General features: G+C 72.6%; 19 protein-coding genes. 1 reads left to right on the top strand and 18 read right to left on the bottom strand.

The window, feature by feature from the left end; translation table 11 throughout:
- Positions 1-77 precede the first annotated feature (77 nt).
- Positions 78-1,742 carry an IS1182 family transposase gene (locus tag ABZ078_RS07230; RefSeq protein ID WP_355274995.1) on the top strand — a complete coding sequence of 555 codons (1,665 nt, stop codon included), beginning with the start codon at positions 78-80 and terminating at the stop codon, positions 1,740-1,742.
- A gap of 74 nt (positions 1,743-1,816) precedes the next feature.
- On the opposite strand, the gene ABZ078_RS07225 is transcribed toward ABZ078_RS07230, so the two are convergent.
- From ABZ078_RS07225 to ABZ078_RS07140, 18 genes are all read right to left on the bottom strand, one after another.
- Positions 1,817-2,053: a hypothetical protein gene (locus ABZ078_RS07225; RefSeq protein WP_356572468.1), complete on the bottom strand. Its 237-nt coding sequence runs from the start codon at positions 2,051-2,053 to the stop codon at positions 1,817-1,819.
- A 31-nt stretch (positions 2,054-2,084) separates the two neighbouring features.
- Positions 2,085-2,279, bottom strand: coding sequence for a hypothetical protein (locus ABZ078_RS07220; protein ID WP_356572466.1), 195 nt, complete (start codon positions 2,277-2,279; stop codon positions 2,085-2,087).
- 52 nt (positions 2,280-2,331) lie between these two features.
- A complete protein-coding gene (locus ABZ078_RS07215) occupies positions 2,332-3,633 on the bottom strand; it encodes an ABC transporter permease (protein WP_356572464.1) in 1,302 nt (433 codons plus the stop codon).
- The gene (locus ABZ078_RS07210; RefSeq protein WP_356572463.1) at positions 3,630-4,514 is read right to left on the bottom strand and encodes an ATP-binding cassette domain-containing protein; all 885 of its coding nucleotides are present in this window, start codon (positions 4,512-4,514) and stop codon (positions 3,630-3,632) included. The genes ABZ078_RS07215 and ABZ078_RS07210 overlap by 4 nt, the downstream gene beginning before the upstream one ends.
- Positions 4,515-4,552: 38 nt before the next feature.
- Positions 4,553-5,833: a YcaO-like family protein gene (locus tag ABZ078_RS07205; protein WP_356572461.1), complete on the bottom strand. Its 1,281-nt coding sequence runs from the start codon at positions 5,831-5,833 to the stop codon at positions 4,553-4,555.
- On the bottom strand, positions 5,830-8,493 hold the full coding sequence (gene lanKC, locus ABZ078_RS07200; RefSeq protein ID WP_356572459.1) for a class III lanthionine synthetase LanKC: 2,664 nt from the start codon (positions 8,491-8,493) through the stop codon (positions 5,830-5,832). The genes ABZ078_RS07205 and lanKC overlap by 4 nt, the downstream gene beginning before the upstream one ends.
- Before the next feature lie 54 nt (positions 8,494-8,547).
- Positions 8,548-10,179, bottom strand: a complete 1,632-nt coding sequence (gene mpaP / locus ABZ078_RS07195; RefSeq protein WP_356572457.1) for a daptide biosynthesis intramembrane metalloprotease — start codon at positions 10,177-10,179, stop codon at positions 8,548-8,550.
- 170 nt (positions 10,180-10,349) lie between these two features.
- On the bottom strand, positions 10,350-10,514 hold the full coding sequence (locus ABZ078_RS07190) for a daptide-type RiPP (RefSeq protein WP_356572455.1): 165 nt from the start codon (positions 10,512-10,514) through the stop codon (positions 10,350-10,352).
- A 45-nt stretch (positions 10,515-10,559) separates the two neighbouring features.
- Positions 10,560-10,724: a daptide-type RiPP gene (locus tag ABZ078_RS07185; RefSeq protein WP_356572453.1), complete on the bottom strand. Its 165-nt coding sequence runs from the start codon at positions 10,722-10,724 to the stop codon at positions 10,560-10,562.
- A gap of 55 nt (positions 10,725-10,779) precedes the next feature.
- Positions 10,780-10,941: a daptide-type RiPP gene (locus ABZ078_RS07180; protein WP_356572452.1), complete on the bottom strand. Its 162-nt coding sequence runs from the start codon at positions 10,939-10,941 to the stop codon at positions 10,780-10,782.
- 49 nt (positions 10,942-10,990) lie between these two features.
- The gene (locus ABZ078_RS07175; RefSeq protein WP_356572450.1) at positions 10,991-11,149 is read right to left on the bottom strand and encodes a daptide-type RiPP; all 159 of its coding nucleotides are present in this window, start codon (positions 11,147-11,149) and stop codon (positions 10,991-10,993) included.
- A 58-nt stretch (positions 11,150-11,207) separates the two neighbouring features.
- Positions 11,208-12,533 (bottom strand): daptide-type RiPP biosynthesis dehydogenase, encoded by a 1,326-nt coding sequence (mpaC, locus tag ABZ078_RS07170; protein ID WP_356572448.1) that lies wholly within the window; start codon positions 12,531-12,533, stop codon positions 11,208-11,210.
- A 167-nt stretch (positions 12,534-12,700) separates the two neighbouring features.
- Positions 12,701-12,868, bottom strand: a complete 168-nt coding sequence (locus ABZ078_RS07165; protein ID WP_356572446.1) for a daptide-type RiPP — start codon at positions 12,866-12,868, stop codon at positions 12,701-12,703.
- Positions 12,869-12,921: 53 nt separating this feature from the next.
- On the bottom strand, positions 12,922-14,190 hold the full coding sequence (mpaD, locus tag ABZ078_RS07160) for a daptide-type RiPP biosynthesis aminotransferase (protein WP_356572444.1): 1,269 nt from the start codon (positions 14,188-14,190) through the stop codon (positions 12,922-12,924).
- Positions 14,187-14,993 (bottom strand): daptide-type RiPP biosynthesis methyltransferase, encoded by an 807-nt coding sequence (mpaM, locus tag ABZ078_RS07155; protein WP_356572442.1) that lies wholly within the window; start codon positions 14,991-14,993, stop codon positions 14,187-14,189. The genes mpaD and mpaM overlap by 4 nt, the downstream gene beginning before the upstream one ends.
- Entirely contained in the window at positions 14,990-16,027 is a 1,038-nt protein-coding gene (gene mpaB, locus ABZ078_RS07150; protein WP_356572440.1) for a daptide biosynthesis RiPP recognition protein, read from the bottom strand. The genes mpaM and mpaB overlap by 4 nt, the downstream gene beginning before the upstream one ends.
- Before the next feature lie 62 nt (positions 16,028-16,089).
- Positions 16,090-17,052, bottom strand: a complete 963-nt coding sequence (locus tag ABZ078_RS07145) for an LLM class flavin-dependent oxidoreductase (RefSeq protein WP_356572438.1) — start codon at positions 17,050-17,052, stop codon at positions 16,090-16,092.
- 152 nt (positions 17,053-17,204) lie between these two features.
- Complete coding sequence (locus tag ABZ078_RS07140; RefSeq protein ID WP_356572436.1) at positions 17,205-17,504, bottom strand: hypothetical protein; 300 nt, start codon at positions 17,502-17,504, stop codon at positions 17,205-17,207.
- Positions 17,505-17,565 lie beyond the last annotated feature (61 nt).

The raw sequence follows: 17,565 nt of genomic DNA, 5'->3' as shown, positions 1-17,565 counted from the left end.
CCGGACGCTGTTGGTAAATCCGGGTCTTGCGTGACGACGGCCTGTACGACCCCGTTGGGGTGGTGCAGGCCGTCGTCATGTCCAGGGGTGGGGTTGTGTCGTTGCGTGGGGTGGAGTTGGCGGAGATCCCGGAGGAGACCGCGCGGGTGGTGCGTGCGGTGTTTCCGAAGGGATGTCTGGCGATGCGGATGCGGGATGTGCTCGGGCCGGTCTTCGAGGACGTCCAGTTCGAGGCGTTGTTCCCTGCGCGGGGGCGTCCGGCGGTGTCGCCGGCTCGGCTGGCGCTGGTGTCGGTGTTGCAGTTCGCGGAGGGGCTGACTGACCGGCAGGCCGCGCATGCGGTCCGTTCACGGCTGGACTGGAAGTACGCGCTGTCGCTGGAGCTGACCGATACCGGGTTCGACTTCTCCGTGCTCAGCGAGTTCCGGGCCCGGCTGGCCGACGATGATGCGGGCCGGTCGGTATTCGACGCGGTACTGGCGGCGGCCGGGAGGGCCGGGCTGGTCAAGGCGGGCAAGCGGCAGCGCACCGACGCTACCCACGTGCTGGCCGTGACAAGGGACCTGAACCGGCTGGAGTTCGTGGTCGAGACGCTGAGGGCCGCGTTGAACCAGATCGCCGAAGTTGCCGGGGACTGGCTGGTGACGCTGGCGACGCCGGAGTGGTTTGACCGATACTCGGCCCGGCCGGAGGACAGGCGCTTTCCGTCCCGGTGGGCGGCCCGCGTCGAGCACGGCGACCAGTGCGGCGCCGACGGCATGACGCTGCTGGAGGCCGTTTGGTCGGGTGCGGCCCCGCCCGGTCTGCGGTGCTTGCCCGCGGTGGAGATCCTGCGGCAGACGTGGGTGCAACAGTTCCAGCATGTCGATGGCGTCACGCGCTGGCGCGAGGTGAAGAATCTTCCGCCCGGCCTGATCCGCTTACGCACCCCTCATGAACCCGATGCCCGGACCGGATCGAAGCGGGACGTGGACTGGTCCGGCTACAAGGTCCACCTCAGCGAGACCTGCGAGCCCGATGCCCCGCACCTGATCACCCACATCCACACCACGCCGGCGCCGGTCGCCGATGTCGTCGTCCTGGGGGACATCCATGCCGCCCTGGATGAGCGCGGGCTCCTGCCCGACGAGCATCTCGTGGACGCCGGATATGTGGACGCCGGGCAGATCCACCATGCTCTCCGCGATCACAGCGTGGAACTGGTCGGCCCGGTCCAGGCCACCACGGTGAAGGGGCAGGCGAGCGGGAACGTCTTCGACAACACCCGCTTCACCGTGGACTGGGACCAGCAACGGGCCGTGTGTCCCGGTGGCCACACCAGCGTCCAGTGGCGAGAGGCCCGAAGCCAGGAAGGCACCGCGGTCACCCGTGTCCGGTTCGCCGCCCGCCATTGCGGTCCCTGTGAACTGCGAACGTCGTGCACCACAGCCAGGACCGGCCGCAATCTCACCCTTCGAACGCAGGCTGAACACGACATCCTCCGCAAGGCCCGCGTCGAGCAGGACACCGACCACTGGCGTCGCCGCTATGCACACCGCGCCGGTGTCGAAGGAACCATCTCCCAGGGCGTCCAGGCTTTCGGCCTGCGCAGATCCCGCTATCGCGGCCTCGCGAAAACCCGGCTCCAGCACCATCTCACCGGAGCCGCCATCAACCTCGCCCGCCTCGACGCCTACCTCACCGGCAGACCCCTCGCCCGCACCCGCGTTTCACCCTTCGCAGCACTCCGCCCCGCTGGATGAGATCCAGCGGGGCGGAATTAACCAACAGCGTCCGGATCACCGGGGCGGGCCCTTTTCCCTGTGCTGCGTGTCGGTCAGCCCCTGGTCCAGCCGCGCAGCGGCGGTGCGGTGAGGACCTCGTCCAGGGCTGTCTCGAACGCGGTGGCCGCAACGCCGTCGGGGACCGTGAAGGTCAGCGCCGCCGTACGGCCGGAGCATTCGAGCAGGGTCGCCGTCCAGCCCGCCGGGAGCAGTGCGATCAGGCGGATCGCGGCGAACTCCGGGTGAGCTCCGTCAGGTCCGCTGATGCGTGCGCGGTGCTCGATGGGCATGGAAAGGGCTCCTGGAAGGGGTGCGGGCGGGTCAGCGGGAGGCGCGGCGGGCGCGGCTGAGCTGGTAGGCGCCGACGACGATGCCGGCCAGGATGGCGCCGCCGATGCCGTAGCGGACGCCGTTGTCCAGGTCGCTGGTGAGGACGGCGACCTCCGCGCCGACCAGGACGGCCAGCAGGGCGGCGATCAGGATGACGGAGTTCGAGCGGTTGGTGTTGTCGTTCATGGCAATCTCCTTGCTGTGAGGGGTGGTTGCGAGTGGATGGTAGGGAAGCGGATCAGTCGGCGAGCTTGAGCGCCTGACGGAACGAGAGCTTTCGGCCGGTCTGCATCAGGGCCCGGCGGTAGACGCGCTCGGCGCCCAGGACGACCAGGGCCGCGGCGGCCAGGGAGATCAGCAGCGAGGCCGCCGGCTCCCACCAGGCGGTGTCCCCGGCGATGATCCGGGCGGGCATCGTGATGGTGGAGGTCAGGGGAGCGAAGGACAGGATGCTCTGGGCGGTGCCGGAGGCGGTGATGCCGGCGACGAAGACCACGGCGACGATCGCGTTCACCGGCGTGGTGGTCGACTGGATGTCCTCGGTGCGGGTCGCGATGGCGCCGGCGGCGGCGAAGACGCAGGCCAGGACGGCGATGCCGACCATGTAGTAGACGAGGAACCAGCCCAGGCCGGCGGTGACCTGACCGAAGGTCTCCTCGTGGCCGGCCGCGACCAGGCCGATCGCGGCGGCCGCCGTGAACGCGACCATCTGGGCCAGCGCCAGTGTCGTACTGCCGACGATCTTGCCGATGAGCAGGTCGCGCAGGCGGATCGAGCTGGCGATGATCTCCACGACCCGGTTCTGCTTCTCCTCCACGATGCTGGTGGCCAGCGAGACGCCGAGCAGGACGGCGGCGAGGTAGAAGAGGAATCCGAAGAAGTACGTCGCCATGCGGACGACCGTCTCGGGTGTCTCGTCGGGGGAGAGCAGGGTGTGCTGGAGCGTGGCGCCCTTGGCGAGGTCGGCCATGCTGGTGCCGGCGGCGGTGGCGTTCGCCTCCAGCGCGTTCGCCTGGACGGCGGCGCCGAGCCAGGTCGCGGCGGTGGAGTCGGTGTCGGTGTCGCCGAGCAGGGTCCAGCCGGCCGGGGTGCGCAGCAGGCCGGCGTCGACGTCACCGGAGCGGACCGCGGCGCGCACGGCGTCCTCGGAGGACTCCTTGCGCAGCGTGATGTCGATGTCCTGGTCGGCCTGGTCGGCGAGGGTCTCGGCCTGCTTGACCAGCTCGGTGCTGGCGGGGGCGACCGCGGCGACCGTGATCTTCCCGGCCGTGGAGGCGATGTAGAACTGCAGGCCGACCGCGCCGAGGATGACGGCGAGGGTGGCGAGGGTGGAGAGCAGGAAACCGCGGTCGCGGATCTTCACGGAGATCTCGCGGGCGGTGACGATGCGCCAGGCCGAGGGGGTACGGGACTGGGGCCGGGTCCGGGATGTGGGGGGTTCGGTGCGCATGGTGGGCCGGGGTTTCTCGGTGGTGGGTTCGGTGGACGGCTGGGGCGGCCGGGGCGGCTGGGCCTGGGTCTCGGTCGTCAGCGTGGTCATGCTGCGGTCATCTCCCTGAACACGTCGGCGACACTGGGGACGATCTCGGCGAACTCGCGGACCGGGCCCCGGCGCAGTGCCTCCGCCAGGAGCCGGTCGGCCACGTCGTCGGTGGCGAGTTCCATGAGGACGGTGCCGTGAGCCGCCTCGACGACGTCGACGCCCTTCACGTCCCGCACCCAGTCGGTGGGTCCGCCGGTCACCAGGCGGTGCCGCACACGGCCGCGGCGGCGCAGGCTGTCGGCGGTGCCGCGGGCCAGGGTGCGGCCCGCGGCCTGGATGACCAGGTCGTCGCAGAGCCGCTCGACGAGCTCCAGCTGGTGGGAGGAGAACAGCACCGGCACACCGCGGTCGGTGTGCTCGCGCAGCAGCTCGGCCATCGAGTCGACCGCGTGCGGGTCGAGACCGGAGAACGGCTCGTCCAGGACCAGCAGATGCGGTTCGCCGATCAGCGCGGCCGCGATCTGCACGCGCTGCTGGTTGCCCAGCGAGAGCGACTCCAGGCGCTCGGTGCGCTTCTCGGTGAGGGAGAGGCGCTCGATGAGGTCGGAGGCGGAGCGTTCGGCGCCGCGGGCGGTCAGTCCGCGCAGCCGGCCCAGGTAGACCAGCTGGCCGAGCACGGTCTGCTTCGGGTACAGGCCGCGCTCCTCGGGCATGTAGCCGAAGCCGCGCCGGTCGACGGCCGTGACCGGCGTGCCGTTCCAGCGGATCTCGCCGCCGCTCAGGGCCAGCACGCCCATGATCATGCGCATCGTGGTGGTCTTGCCCGCACCGTTCCCGCCGACGAAACCGGTCATCCGGCCCTCGTCGACGCGGAAGGAGACGTGGTCGACCACGCAGCGGTCGCCGAAGCGGCGTACCACGTTGTCCAGTTCCAGCATTGTGCGTGTTCCTCTTCGTCTCGGGTTCGGCTCGGCCGTCAGGGCAGGGGGTGAGGGGCGGCGGACCGGTGGTCCGTCAGGCGGGCGGGGCAGCCGGTGCGTTCCGGTGCGGTGGTCAGGCGGGGCAGGTGCCAGGTCCAGTCGTGGGTCTCGTCCATGCGCAGGTGCTGGTAGCCGGCCGGGACGACCTTCACCGCCTGCCAGCCCATCGCCCGGGTCGTGGCGGGCAGGCGGGGGGTGAGGTCGACGACGAGCGGGTCGGCGCCGTCGGCGAGGACGGCGGTGACGATGTCGTCCGTGCTCACCTTTCGCTCCGTCATGGGGGCTTGCGCCGGCGTGAATCCGGCGACCCAGTCGCGTACGGCGGTGTAGGCGCCGGCGGTGAGCATGTACCGGATGCGGTCGTGCTCGGTGACCACCGGGTCCGGTGCGTGGACCGGACCGTCCCGCCGGGTGGCCTCCAGGGCGGCGCGGACCTGCCAGGCCTCCTGGAGGGCGCCGAGCAGGGCGTCGTGCGGGCGGTCGGACGCCTTCATGCCGACCGTCGCCATCGCGTTCGCGCCCGGACGGGTCGTTCCCCGCGGATCGATGAGGCAGGCCACCACGCACCACAGGCCCGGTACGGCCGTGGGGATGTGCGCGAAGGTCGCCTCGATGCCCTGGTCCAGCGCGCGCCGCCACAGGGTGCGCAGGGCTTCGCCGGTGGGGTGGTCGGGGGCTTCGGCCACCGCCCGGATCGGGTCGGTGTGGCTGGGCAGGCGCAGTTGGCGGCCCCATGCCGTGGTGAAGGCGTCCCGCTCGACGATCTCGACGAGCGCCGAGCGCAGGGCCATGTCGCGGCTGCCACCGGACGCGGCGCCGGACGGGGAGGGGTCGAACAGCGCCGCCGGGGCGGTGGTGGGCCAGTCGACCAGGCCCGCCGGGACCAGCACGGTCGAGCTGTCGCTCAGCCGCAGCGCCGGGTACCAGGCGAGGGAGGTGGTGGCCGCGTCCGGGTGGGCGAGGGCGTGGGCGTGGGCCTGGAAGGCGTTCGTGCCCAGTTCTGTCGCGGTGCCGTGTACGACGGGCAGGTGGTCGTCCGGGTGCAGGGCGCGGCGCTCCACCGCCTCGCCGGCGCCGCGGAGCAGGGCGTCGGCGCGGGAGTGGCCGTTGGCGCCGGCGACGAGGGCGGAGAGGGGGGTGTTGGTCTCGTCCCAGCCTTCGATGGGGTTGAGGGCTACGGCTGTGCTCCACAGGGGGTTGTCGGGCTGTGGCGGGAGGAGGGAGTAGCGGGTGGCTATCCCGGTGGTGGGGGCGAGGGTACGGGGGACGTCGATCACGGCCGGCCCGCCTCGGCTTCGCCTTCGGCGGGGGTGTTCCCACACGCACCACCCGTGCGGCGATCGGTGTCGGGTGCGAGTGGCCCCTGTGGGGCGTCCTCGCCGTCGGCGGCGTCGGGTTCGCTCGGCCCCGCCGCAACCGTCGGCTCCGCCGCGACCGTCGGGCTCGGTGTCGTGAACGGGAGTGGTTCCGTGTTGTCCTCCGCTATCGCCGTCAGGGCCAGCAGCACGCCCGCCGAACCCGTCGCCAGGTCCGTCGACAGGCGGTAGCCGTGGTCGCCGAGGAAGTCGATGCGGCCGGGCTCGGCGGCCATCGCCTCCCAGCCGAGGGCGTCCAGGTGGGCGCGCACCTGCGAGTCGTCGCGGTGGGTGCCGGTCAGGGTGAGCAGCGCGCCCGCCCTGCCCGTGAACAGGCCGCAGGAGCTGGCGAAGTGGGCGTGGACGGTCTCCAGGAGGAGGCGGTGGGCCTCGTCCAGGTCGGTGGCGGGGCGGTGCCGGGAGAGCGCGCGGATCACCAGGGCGATGCCGGCGCTGCCGATCAGGCCGGGGCCCAGGCGCAGCCGGCTGTCCTCCTGCGACAGGTCGACGGTCTCCACGTCGGCGCGCAGCTCGGTCTCGGCGGCGTCCAGGTAGCGCCGCTCGCCGGTGCGTTCGAACAGGCGCAGCAGGAAGAGGGCGTGGCCGGAGCGGCCGTAGACCAGGCCGACGCGCTTGGGGCCGGTCGTGGCGCTCTCGGGGCTGCCGATCCGGTCGGCGAGGGCGCGGGCCATGTCCAGGTAGGCGCGGTCGCCGCGGCGGTCGGCCAGGTGCAGGGCGACCAGGCCCAGACCCGACCAGCCGTTGCACACGGAGTCGCTGACGCCCGCGGCCGGTGTGGCGAAGGCGCGCTCCATCAGGGCGTCGGCCTCCTCGGGGTGGCCGAGGTGGTCCAGGGTGTACGCGATGCCGGCGAGGCCCGTGTAGAAGCCGGGGCCGTCCGTCTCGGCGTTTCGGGCGTGGTCGACCAGCCACTGGACGTGCTCGGCCGGGATGTCGTGTCCGGCGCGGGCCAGCGACCACAGGACGCCCGCCGCGCCGTAGGCGAAGGTCGTCCCCCCGCCCGGGGTGAGGAACTGCATGGCGTCGCCCGGGTAGAGGCGGTCGTCGCGCTCGGGGGAGGCGGCCTCGACGATGGAGCGGGCGATGGCCTCGCGCAGGGCCGCGTCCGGGATGGCGGGCCAGGGGACGGAGAAGTCGCGGCCGGCGGTCAGTACGTCGGGGCCGAGGCCGTCGGCGATCGCGGTGACGAGCGACTCGGGCAGGTCGAACTGCTCGGTGTCGACGTCGAGGAGCGTGCGCACCTTGGCCACGCCCCAGGGCACGATCTGCGGCATCGGCATGAACATCGTCAGCCGCAGCACGTTCAGGGCGAACAGGTCGCAGTCCGCGCCGGTGAGGTGGTGCGGGGCGTGGAAGCCGAGCGCGCCCATCGCCTGCGGGTGGCCGTCCTCGACCGGGGTGCAGGTCTCCATGTCGATGAACGCGACCGTGTTGTCGGCCTTGAGGAGAATGTTGCCGGGGTGCAGGTCGCCGAAGACGACCCCGCGCTCGTGCATCGCGGCCACGCCCGCCGACACCTGGTCGAGGATGTCCAGCGCCCAGGTGGTGTAGGCGGCGCGCGCCTCGGGCGAGTTGTCCCCGGAGGTGAAGGGGTGCCGGCGGCGCAGCACGTCGATCAGCGCCTCGCCGTCGATGAACTCACGGGCCAGGAAGCGGTGTTCGTGGCCGTCGCGGTAGTCGATCAGCGCCGGCACGGCGGGCAGGCCGGCCAGCTTGGTCAGCGCCCAGTGCTCGCGCTCCATCCGCGTGATCGCGTCGGCGCCGCTGGCGTCGAGGCCGGCCAGCGGGCGGGCCTCCTTCAGCAGCACCTCCGCGCCGGTGCGCTGGTCGACGGCACGGTAGACGCCGCCGCCGTTGGAGAAGTGCAGCGCCTTGTGGACGCGGAACGGGAAGTTCTTCAGCGTGCCCTGCTTGCGCTCCTGGTGGGCCTCGGCGAGGAACGGCGGCAGCGTCACCCACTCCGGCGGCCGGAACGCCGGGCGGCGCACGTCCGGGACCATCTCGCCCTCGGGGTTGCGGATGCCGGGGACCAGGGCGCCGTTCTCGGCGCGGGCCATCTTCAGCACGAACCCGCCGTAGCGCACGAACAGCGGGCCCTGCTTCCAGCGCAGGTCGCTCAGGATGTACGGGGCGGGGGTGCCGCCGACCAGCTCCTCCAGCTCGTGGAGCGTGCGCTCCAGGATCTCCTCGTTCGGCGGGTAGATGGTGATGAACTTGCCGCTGGCGCTGCGGTCGCCGTACTTCGACCCGCGTCGGCCGAGGATCTCGCGGGTGGAGATGTACTTGTACATCAGCCCGTGCTCGACGCAGTACGGGGCGACGACGTCCAGCAGCTCGGCCGCGTTGTCCGGGGAGGCGGAGACGTGGATCTTCCAGCCCTGGTCGGGGACGTCGAGGTCGGGTGGGGTGCAGAACGTCCACTCTCTTCCGCGGGTCACCGTCCAGCCGGGTCCGGGGACGCGGCCCGCGTGGAAGTCCTGGTCGGTGGCGCCGTCGTGGTCGGGGGCGTCGTAGAAGAGGGAGTCCTCGCGGCAGAAGTCGAGGAAGCGGAAGTCGAGCACGGTACGTCTCCTGGCCGTTTCGGGTGGGAAGAGTGGAGGAGCGTTCGGACGGGGTTACGGGAGGAAAGGGCTCACGTAGGTGCGGTGGGCGGCCTCCCACAGGGGGAGTCGGCCGGTGTCCACCTCCGCGGCTCCCGTGGGTTCGTCCGGTACGCGATCGAGGGTCAGCCGGTAGCCGGTGACCGGCATGTCGTAGCCCTCGCCGAGGGCTATGGGGAAGAAGGACGACAGGGGCGCGGTGCCGTCGGGGGCCTCGGCGCCCACGGTCGCGGTGCCCGTCGTGGGGTGCAGGACCGGGCCGTTGGCGGTCAGGGTGACCCGCTGGCCCGGCTTGATCCGGTCGGTGTCCGCGCCGTCCAGCAGCACCAGCTCGACGCCGTCGCCGCGGGTGACGTACGCGGCGGAGACGGTGTGCGGGACGGGCAGGAGGAGCAGGGCCGCGGCGGCTGCCGCCAGGGCGCCGGTGACCGTGGCCACGCGCAGGCGGGCGGCCCCGGCGGCACGCACCTCACCGGCCAGCCGGCGCGTTCCGCGGCCCAGGAAGTACAGGCCGTACGACACTCCGCAGGCGGCGAGGCTCACGCCGATCCAGCCGCCGCGCCGCAGCAGGTCGATCCACAGCTGGAGCGCGGTGGACAGCAGGTACAGCGGGAAGGCCATGCAGGCCAGGCCGTACCAGGTGGTCCAGCGGGTGGTCAGCTCGCGTTCGTAGCGGCCGCCGAAGAGGAGGCGGGCGAGCGCGCGGCGGGCGTCGGTGATGGCGCGGTCGCGCAGGTACGGGATGTCGGCGTGGCTCATCAGGGCGATGTAGCCGTCGAGCTTGATGAACGGCAGCAGGTTCAGCAGGCCGGTGAGGTAGCTGCCGAGGGCGAAGAAGACGAGGGTGGTCTTCAGGCTCCCTTCGGCGAGCGGCCAGGCGGCGAGGGCGGCGGCGCCGGCGAGGAAGGTCTGCACCGCCGGTCCGGCGAGGGCGACGTGGACGCGCTGGCGGCGTTTGGGCAGGCGCCAGGCGTCGGAGACGTCGCAGAAGAACGCCGGCATCAGGTAGAAGAGCATGATCCCGATACGGGACGGGCGGCCGCCGTAGCGGATCAGGGTCGCCGCGTGCCCCAGCTCGTGGATCGAGGTGCCGGCGATGAGGCCGAACAGGACGCCCAGGTACGTCAGTGGCGACAGCGGGCCGGAGAGCGCGCCCGTCACGAACGTGTTCTGCACGGCGAGCGCGGCGAGGCCGGCCAGCGCGGTCAGCAGGGCGGCGCCGATCAGGTACCGGTTGCCGAGGCGGACGAACAGCGGCTGCAGGGACTGCATCGCGCGGCCCGGACGCAGCAGCGTGAACTGGAAGGTGAACGGCGGGACCATCTTGAAGCGGCCCTCGCGGCGGGGGGCCGTCATCTCGCCGTCGTCGATCAGGCCGAGCTCGTCCAGGCGGCGGACGGCGAAGCCGACCATGGCGGCGGACCAGGTGCCGCCCATCAGGCGGGCGAGTTCCGCGTGGTCGCGCTCGCCGTCGAAGTGCTGGGCGAGACCGGCGACATCGGGGCTCACCCGGATGTAGCGCGGGCCACGCTGCAGCACCCAGGTGCCGCCGTCGCCCATGGGCGGGTGGATCTCGGTGCCCGGTGCGCGGTTCGGCCGCTGCGTGTGCGCGGCAGGCGCAGCGGGTGATGCGGTGGTGGCGCTCACGGTGGGTTCCTCACGGGTCGGTCGGGTCTCTTGGGGGGCGCCCCCCGCCTCGGCCCAGCTCATTCCTTTGCCGGAAGCAGGGCCGAGGCAGGATCTGCGGTGCTCGGTGTCACCGAAGACCTAGTGAGGGCTGCTCACTGGGGGTCGCGTTCCCTTGGTGCGGGGCTCGATCAGGTGAGGGCGATCGAGGTGGCGACGGCGGAGGAGACGCCGGCGCCGATGGAGACGCCGGTCCAGAAGCCGGGGGCCTCCAGCGCTTCGAGCTCCTGCATCTCCAGCTCGACGTCGGTGTCGACCGCGGTCTCGGCCGGGATGTCCGTCTTGATGTCAGCCATGTCCGTTTTCCTCTCTCGGAGTTGTGGTGGTGTGGGCGGGCTCGATCAGGTGAGGGCGATCGAGGTGGCGACGGCGGAGGAGACGCCGGCGCCGATGGAGACACCGGTCCAGAAGCCGGGGGCCTCCAGCGCCTCGAGCTCCTGCATCTCCAGCTCGACGTTGTTCTCGACGGCGGTCTCGGCGGGGACGTCCTTCTTGATGTCGGCCATGACGGCTTCCTTTCGTTTCAGTGGGTTGTGGGTGGTGGGTCGAGGTGGGGTCGGATCAGGTGAGGCTGAAGGCGACCGAGACGACCGAGATGCCGACGCTGACGCCCGCGGAGGTCGCCCAGCCCGGGGCCTCCAGGGCCTCCAGCTCCTGCATCTCCAGCTCGGAGTCGGCGGCGACGGCCTGCAGTTCGGTCTCGACGATGTGGTTCTCGCTCATGGTTTTCTCCCTTGGATTCGTTGGTGGTCGACGGTCGAGGGGGTGGCGATCAGGTGAGGCTCCAGGCGACGGAGACCAGCGAGACACCGACGCTGACGCCCGCGGAGGTCGCCCAGCCCGGGGCCTCCAGCGTCTCCAGCTCCTGCATCTCCAGCTCGGAGACGGCCAGGTCCTGCAGCTCGGTCTCGACGATGTTCTTCTCGCTCATGTGCTTCTCCTTCGTGTCGGGTCCCGGAGGGTCCGGGACCGCGTTCGGTGGGTTTCCGTCACGGGCGCCGGGCGGCGTCCGTGCGGGTCTGGGGGCCTCGGGCGGCGGGGGAAGGTGCGCCCGAGGCCGGCTCGGTGGCCTCGGTGAGGAGCGCGCGTACGTCGTCGGCGCTCAACTCGTCGAGGATGGGGAGGCCCGCTCCCCAGCCGCGCATGATGCGCGTGGTGGCCCGGTCGATCTGGCCGGCGTCGGCGTGCACCTCGCGGTCGACGCGCCAGTCGCGCATCAGCCGGAGCAGGCCGGCGGCCGGGTCGGCGGGCAGCCATGGGGCCGCTGTGCGCAGATGTGTCCACAGTCGGTGGATACGGGCGGGGCTGCCCAGCCGGGTGTCGCCGGCGAGGGTGTGCCGCCACAGCACCGGCCACAGGGCGGACACCGTGCGCATCTTGGCCAGGTTCAGGGTGGTCGACAGCTCGTTGGCCATCGCCCAGCACTTCACCGCGTACGGGCTGCGGCCGATGTTGATCCGGCCGATCTGGCTCTCGCCGCTCGACTCGGCGATCCGCAGCCGCAGTTCGGCGGGCACGGGCCGCTGTTCGGCGCGCAGGGCGGCCACTTCGTATCCGGCGACGAGCAGACGGGTGGCGAGGGACTCCACTTCCGCGTCCTGCTCGGGGAGGTCGGTGGCATCGCCCGCGTACGGGCTGACCGTGCGGAAGAGGGCTTCCAGGACGCCGTCGGCGATCAGCTCGCCGGGCAGGGTCTCGGTGGCCTCCGGTGCCCACAGCGCCGCGGTGGGCCGCAGGCAGGGTCCGGTGGCGAGGAGTTTGCCGCCGTCGCGTTCGAAGCAGGCGACCGTGCCCAGTTCGCTGCCCGTGCCGAGGGTGGTGGGGACGGCGAGGACACGGGCGCCGGAGCCGAGCGCGGCCGGCAGGACCAGGAAGCCGCTGCGCTGCGGGGCGGTGAGGTAGCGGGGGAAGTCGGGGTGGCGGGCGGACAGGGCGGCCAGTTTGGCGAAGTCCAGGGTGGTGCCGCCGCCGATGCCGATGACGAGCTCGTCCGGGGTCAGCCGGGCGGCCAGCTCGGCGACCGCGTCCAGTCCGGTGGGGCCGTCCAGGACGAGGCGGGCCGGAGTGATGCCGACGCTCTCGACCTGGGCGAGGATCCCGGTGGTCACGGGCTGGTCGGCGACCGCGGGGTCGGTGACCACGGTGACGGCTCGGGTGCCGTCCTTGCGCAGCCAGCCGGCCAGTTGGCCGATGCCGCGCAGCGGGGGCGCCGGGGGCACGAACGCGGGCCGGATCGCTCCCTTGCGGACCTTCGCCGGCCGCGTGGTGCGGTGCCGGGTGGTGCGGGTCGCGGCGGCGGTGGTCTCGGTGGGCACGGCAGCTCCTTGTGCTCTGCGTCGGATACGGTGGGGTGGCCTGCCCCGGCCCAGCTCATTCCTTTGCCGGAAGTGGGGCCGGGGCAGGTGGGCGGCCGATGCGAACCCCCGGGTCGCCGGGGGCGGTTGGGCCGCCGGGGTACGGCGGGTACGGCGGGGGCGCGGGCTCAGGTCGCGACGACGACCGAGACGCTGACGGCGGTGCCGATCGACACGCCGGTCCAGAAGCCGGGGGACTCCAGCGCCTCCAGTTCCTGCATCTCCAGCTCGGTGGCGTCGGTGGAGAACTCCTCGGTGGCGAACTGCTGCTCGGTCTGCGGGGTCTGCTTGCTCATGGTGGGTCTCCTTGGCGGGTCGGTCGGTGCGGGGTGGTCAGGGGGCGGGGTGATCAGGGGCGGGCGGCCGGAGCGGCGCCGGGGACAAGGGAGTTGAGGCCGGACTCCACGCAGGTCATGAGCTCGTCGACCTCCGCGTCGGAGTACGTCAGGCTCGGCACGAGCTGGATGCCCGCCGGGCCGGGGTGGACGATGGCGCCGGCCTTGCGGATCGCGGCCACCAGGTGGGCCACGCCGGGCGGCGAGAGCCGGTGGCCGCCGGGGCCGCCGATGTGCAGGGTGTGGAAGCAGCCGCGGCCGGAGGAGCCGGTGACCAGCGGGTGCCGTTCCACGAGGTCGGCGAGGGCCGCTTCGAGGCGGGCGGCGACCCTGCGGCCGGCGACGACCGCGTCCAGGCGCCGCATCTCGGCGATGGCCGCGCTGATCGCCGCGGACGGGATGGACGTGCCGCCCTGGGTCTCGGCGTGGGTGAGGATCGCGTCGTGGCCGGTGAAGGCGTCGGCGATCTCCTGCGAGAAGACGACCGCCGAGGCGGGGCAGGTGCCGTTGGTCAGGCCCTTGGAGGAGAGCAGGACGTCGGGCCGGCCGGGCCAGGTCTGCGAGGCGAAGAAGGTGCCGGTGCGGCCGAAGCCGGTGGCGACCTCGTCGGCGACCAGCAGGAACCCGGTCTCGTCGCGCAGCCGGACGAGTTCGGCGAGGTAGTCGTCGGTCAGCGGGATGGTCCCGGTGCCGAGGACCGGCTCGACCACGACGGCCGCGATCTGCCGCCCGCTGCGGGCGACGAGGTCCCTCAGTTCCGCCACGTCGTTGGGCGTGACGTGGCGGATCAGCCGCTGGTCGACGCCGTAGACGCGCTGGCCGAGGTCCTCGCCGGTGAGGGCGAAGCCGCCGAAGGTCAGTCCGTGGAAGCTGCCGCGCAGGGCGACCACCAGGTTGCGCTGCGGGCGGCCCTTCAGTGCGTGGTAGTGCCGTACGAGCTTCATCGCGGCGTCGTTGGCGACGCCTCCGCCGGTGGAGAGCAGGACCCGGCCGTAGTGCTCGGGGCCGCACACCTGGAGCAGGTCGTCGGCCGCCTTGCGGGCGTAGGTGTTCTCGAAGCGGAAGGAGTGCAGGTAGGAACCGTTCGCGGCGGCCTCGGCGACGGCCGCGGCGATCGCCTCGTTGCCGTAGCCGATCTGCACGTTCCACAGACCGCTGTCGGCGTCGAGGACCTCGCTGCCGTCGGCGAAGGTGATGCGGTGACCGCGGGCGCTCACCGCGCAGTTCGCGTCGTTGCCGTGGGTGCTCGGCGGGATCAGGTAGGGCCACAGGGCGTTGCTCATCGGGTGGCCACCGCCTTCAGCAGCGTCACGCGGTGCCGGTCGCCCATGCCGGTCAGCGGCCGGCGTCCGGCCACCGTCAGCCCGGCCTCGGCGAGCTCGGCCTCGATGGCGGCGATGCTCATCGTGCCGACCTCGTCGACGCACACGGTGACGGGACCGTCGGCGTCGGGCTCGGCGGGGGCGATCGTGACGTAGCGGTGGTCGGCGCCGGCCGGCCAGTACTCGTACAGGTCGTACGCCGTCCCGCTCGCGCCGCGCACCCGGGAGTGCACCTCGGTCGGGGCCTCGTCGTCGGCCCGCTCCATCACGGAGACCAGGAACTGTCCGCCCGGCACGAGATGGGCGGCCACCGCCCGGTACAGGCCGGCCCGGCCCTCGGCGTCCAGAAGGGACAGCGAGGTGGTGCCGAGGACGATGTGGCCGAAGCCGCGGCGCAGGTCGAAGGCGGCCATGTCGCCCTGGACGACCGTGCAGCGCTCCCGCATCGAGCGCGGGGCACTGGCCAGGCGTGCCTTGAGCAGGTCGAGCATGTCGGCGGACAGGTCGAGGGCGGTGACCTCGCGTCCGGTGGCCAGCAGCGGGAGGGTGAAGCGGCCGGCTCCGGCGGCCAGGTCGAGGACGGGGCCCTCGGTGCCGGTGCGGACGGCGGCCACGATGTCGCCGATCTCGAAGCCGTCGGCGGCGGCGAGGTCGTCGTAGACGGGGGAGCCCAGGGTGTCGTAGAGGCCGCAGAGCCGGGCGCGGTCGCCGAGGGCGGTGACGCGCTCGCCGCCGAGGCCGGGCGGGAGGGTGAGGACGGTCATCGGACACCTGCCGGTATGCGGGTGGTCGGGGTGCCCAGGGGCAGGCCGCGGTCGGTGAAGAAGGCACGGACCTGGTCCTGGACGTGGACGGGGAGGTGGTCGGTGGTGCCCGTCGTCACGCCCTCGACGGCGGTGGCGAAGGAGTGGTCCACGGCGAACACGCGGCCGCCGGCGACGACGTAGGCCTGTTCGGCGTTCCACAGGACCAGGGGGAGCGACGGGTCGCGCAGGTCGGCGTCGCCGGTGACGGCGGCGGCCAGGCGGTGGCCGAAGCCGGAGACCTTCAGGCCGCCGACGTCCTGGGCGGTCAGTGCGCGCAGCGCCTTGACAGCGGCCAGGTAGCGGCCGAGGAACGGTCGGGTCTGCAGGGCCGCGGTGCGCGCCTCCTCGGGCACGGCCGCGCCCAGGCTCACCGCGCACGGGGCCTCGCTGGCGGCGTTGACGTGCTCGTAGCGGGTGACGAGGGTCGCCAGGTCGTCGCCGACGGTGCCCAGCGGGGAGCCGGACGGCGAGGTGGAGACGCGTCCTTCGGCGTCGACGTACAGCCGCAGATCGGGGCCGTCGGCGTCGAGGGGGCCGCCGAGCGCGGCGGTGTCGGCGAGCAGGACCGCCGGTGTGATCAGGAACTCGGGGAACACACCCTCGTGCAGGGCGCGGTCGGCGTCGGTGAGGAAGGCGGAGAAGTCCTCCGTGCCGAAGACACGGATCAGGGTGGGACCGAGGACGGACATGTACGCGCTGGAGGCGTAGTCCTGGGTCTGGAGGTAGAAGTCCTCGCCCAGGGCGAAGTCCGCGCCGGGGTCGGCGAGGGAGCCGCCGTAGGGGATCGTGCCCTGCGTCGCCTCTTCCGTGCCGGGCACGAAGACGAGGGTGCCGGGGCCGGCCAGGCCGGAGGCGGTGACGGCGTCGAGGTGGCGGGCGTCGGCGAGGACGATCGTGGCGACGGAGCCCTCGGGGACGGTGGCCGGGCGGCGGCCGCCGGAACCCCACGACATGATGTGGTCCTTCGCGCGTCTGCGCGTGGGTGTGTCCATGGCTGTCTGTCCTGCTTGTCCTGTGTGGTGTGGGAAGGGCTGGGGAGAGGGGTGAGGGCGCGCTAGACGGCGCTGCGGAGGATCTCCGTGAGGTCGCCGATCGCCTCCTGGGTGCCGAACATCTTGTTGACGCCGGTGGTGTTGAGGACGATCTCGTCGACGCCGGCCTGCCGGTACTCGTCGAGCCGCTTGACGACCTCGTCGAGGTCGCCCGTGACGAAGGCGCCCGCGTCGACCGCGCCGCGTGCGACGGCGTGCACGTCCTGACCGTCGACCTCGACGCCGGCCCGCCTGAGCATGTCCAGGTAGTGCGGCGCCTGCAGGTGGGCATAGTTGCTCGCCAGCGCGAGCCGTTCGGGTGCGGTGTCCTCCCGGTGGAGGCCGACGGGGACCATGGCGACGATGCGCGGGCGGTCGGTGCGGCCGGCCCGGGCCATGCCCTCCTCGACCGCGGGCAGCAGCACCTCGCGCAGGTAGGAGGACGGGGTCAGCCAGGTGATGACGGTGTCGGCGACCTCGCCGGCGAGCCGCGCCATGCCCGGTCGCAGCACCCCCAGACCGACGTCCACGCGGGGCGCGGCGGCCGGGGCGAGCTGCGCCTGGAAGCGGTACTCCGGGCCGTCCATCCGCACCAACTCCCCGTCGAGGAGCCTGCGTACGGCGGTCACGTACTGACGGGCGACGGCCAGCGGCTTCGGGTACGGCGCTCCCAGCATGTTCTCCTGGAAGGCCGGGGCGCCCGGGCCGAAGCCCGCGATCACCGGGTGGCCGGTGGCGAGGGCGACCGAACGGGCCTGGTTGGCGGCCTCGAAGGGGTGCCGCAGCGGCATCAGGGTCACTCCGAAGCCGACCGGGACGCGGAACCCGGCTCCGGCCGCCCCGACGAAGGTCTGGTGGGGTTCCAGGAGCATCGACTGTCCCTGCCAGAGCCTCACGGCGGGCGTCCAGTTCACCAGGCCCGCGAACGGCAGCGTCTGCTCCAGGCGGCGCGGCACGAACGGGATAAGAACCGAATAGTCCGTCATAGCGGCATATATCTCTCTCGTTTGAGGGCAGGGAAGGTCCTGGACGGGCGGGGCTGAGGTGACCGGGTCCTTGCGGCTCGGAGGCCGGAGTCCTGGAGGCCAGAGCCCTGGCGGCCGGAGTCCTGGCGGCCGGAGTCCTGGCGGCCGGAGTCCTAGTCGAGCGGAGCGGTGCCCCAGTCGTGGTTGCCGCCGTTGAGGACGTCGACGATCGGGTCCAGGACGTCGCCCGGGAGCGAGGGGACGTGGGGCAGGGCCGGCAGGTTCGGCATCCGCAGGTGGGCGGAGACCGACGCCGCCTGGTGGTGGCTCGCGGGCCGGGCCTCGGCGGCCTGGGCGGTGCCCTGGGCCGTCAGGGCGAGGACGCCGGCGGCGAGCAGGGTCGCGGTGGCGCGGGCGCCGGTGCGGACGAGGCGGGCGGCGGTGGTCCTGGTGGTGGCAGCAGAGCGGTTCATGACTTTCCCCCTGAAGTGCGAATGGTCGGTGCTGTCCGCAAGGGGCCGGTTCCCGCCTGAG

Origin of the sequence: Streptomyces sp. NPDC006385, assembly GCF_040612485.1 — a bacterium.
GTDB lineage: Bacteria > Actinomycetota > Actinomycetes > Streptomycetales > Streptomycetaceae > Streptomyces.
The sequence above is the reverse complement of the archived record's forward strand: the minus strand, read 5'-3'. Positions and strand labels throughout refer to the sequence as shown.

What these genes read in the sequence shown, in the direction of transcription:
- ABZ078_RS07220 (WP_356572466.1), bottom strand. Translation starts at nt 2,279, where the DNA reads ATGAACGACAACACCAACCGCTCGAACTCCGTCATCCTGATCGCCGCC.
- ABZ078_RS07215 (WP_356572464.1), bottom strand. Translation starts at nt 3,633, where the DNA reads ATGACCACGCTGACGACCGAGACCCAGGCCCAGCCGCCCCGGCCGCCC.
- ABZ078_RS07175 (WP_356572450.1), bottom strand. Translation starts at nt 11,149, where the DNA reads ATGAGCGAGAAGAACATCGTCGAGACCGAGCTGCAGGACCTGGCCGTC.
- mpaD (WP_356572444.1), bottom strand. Translation starts at nt 14,190, where the DNA reads ATGAGCAACGCCCTGTGGCCCTACCTGATCCCGCCGAGCACCCACGGC.
- ABZ078_RS07180 (WP_356572452.1), bottom strand. Translation starts at nt 10,941, where the DNA reads ATGAGCGAGAACCACATCGTCGAGACCGAACTGCAGGCCGTCGCCGCC.
- ABZ078_RS07165 (WP_356572446.1), bottom strand. Translation starts at nt 12,868, where the DNA reads ATGAGCAAGCAGACCCCGCAGACCGAGCAGCAGTTCGCCACCGAGGAG.
- ABZ078_RS07185 (WP_356572453.1), bottom strand. Translation starts at nt 10,724, where the DNA reads ATGGCCGACATCAAGAAGGACGTCCCCGCCGAGACCGCCGTCGAGAAC.
- ABZ078_RS07140 (WP_356572436.1), bottom strand. Translation starts at nt 17,504, where the DNA reads ATGAACCGCTCTGCTGCCACCACCAGGACCACCGCCGCCCGCCTCGTC.
- ABZ078_RS07190 (WP_356572455.1), bottom strand. Translation starts at nt 10,514, where the DNA reads ATGGCTGACATCAAGACGGACATCCCGGCCGAGACCGCGGTCGACACC.
- ABZ078_RS07145 (WP_356572438.1), bottom strand. Translation starts at nt 17,052, where the DNA reads ATGACGGACTATTCGGTTCTTATCCCGTTCGTGCCGCGCCGCCTGGAG.
- mpaB (WP_356572440.1), bottom strand. Translation starts at nt 16,027, where the DNA reads ATGGACACACCCACGCGCAGACGCGCGAAGGACCACATCATGTCGTGG.
- ABZ078_RS07210 (WP_356572463.1), bottom strand. Translation starts at nt 4,514, where the DNA reads ATGCTGGAACTGGACAACGTGGTACGCCGCTTCGGCGACCGCTGCGTG.
- ABZ078_RS07230 (WP_355274995.1), top strand. Translation starts at nt 78, where the DNA reads ATGTCCAGGGGTGGGGTTGTGTCGTTGCGTGGGGTGGAGTTGGCGGAG.
- ABZ078_RS07225 (WP_356572468.1), bottom strand. Translation starts at nt 2,053, where the DNA reads ATGCCCATCGAGCACCGCGCACGCATCAGCGGACCTGACGGAGCTCAC.
- mpaM (WP_356572442.1), bottom strand. Translation starts at nt 14,993, where the DNA reads ATGACCGTCCTCACCCTCCCGCCCGGCCTCGGCGGCGAGCGCGTCACC.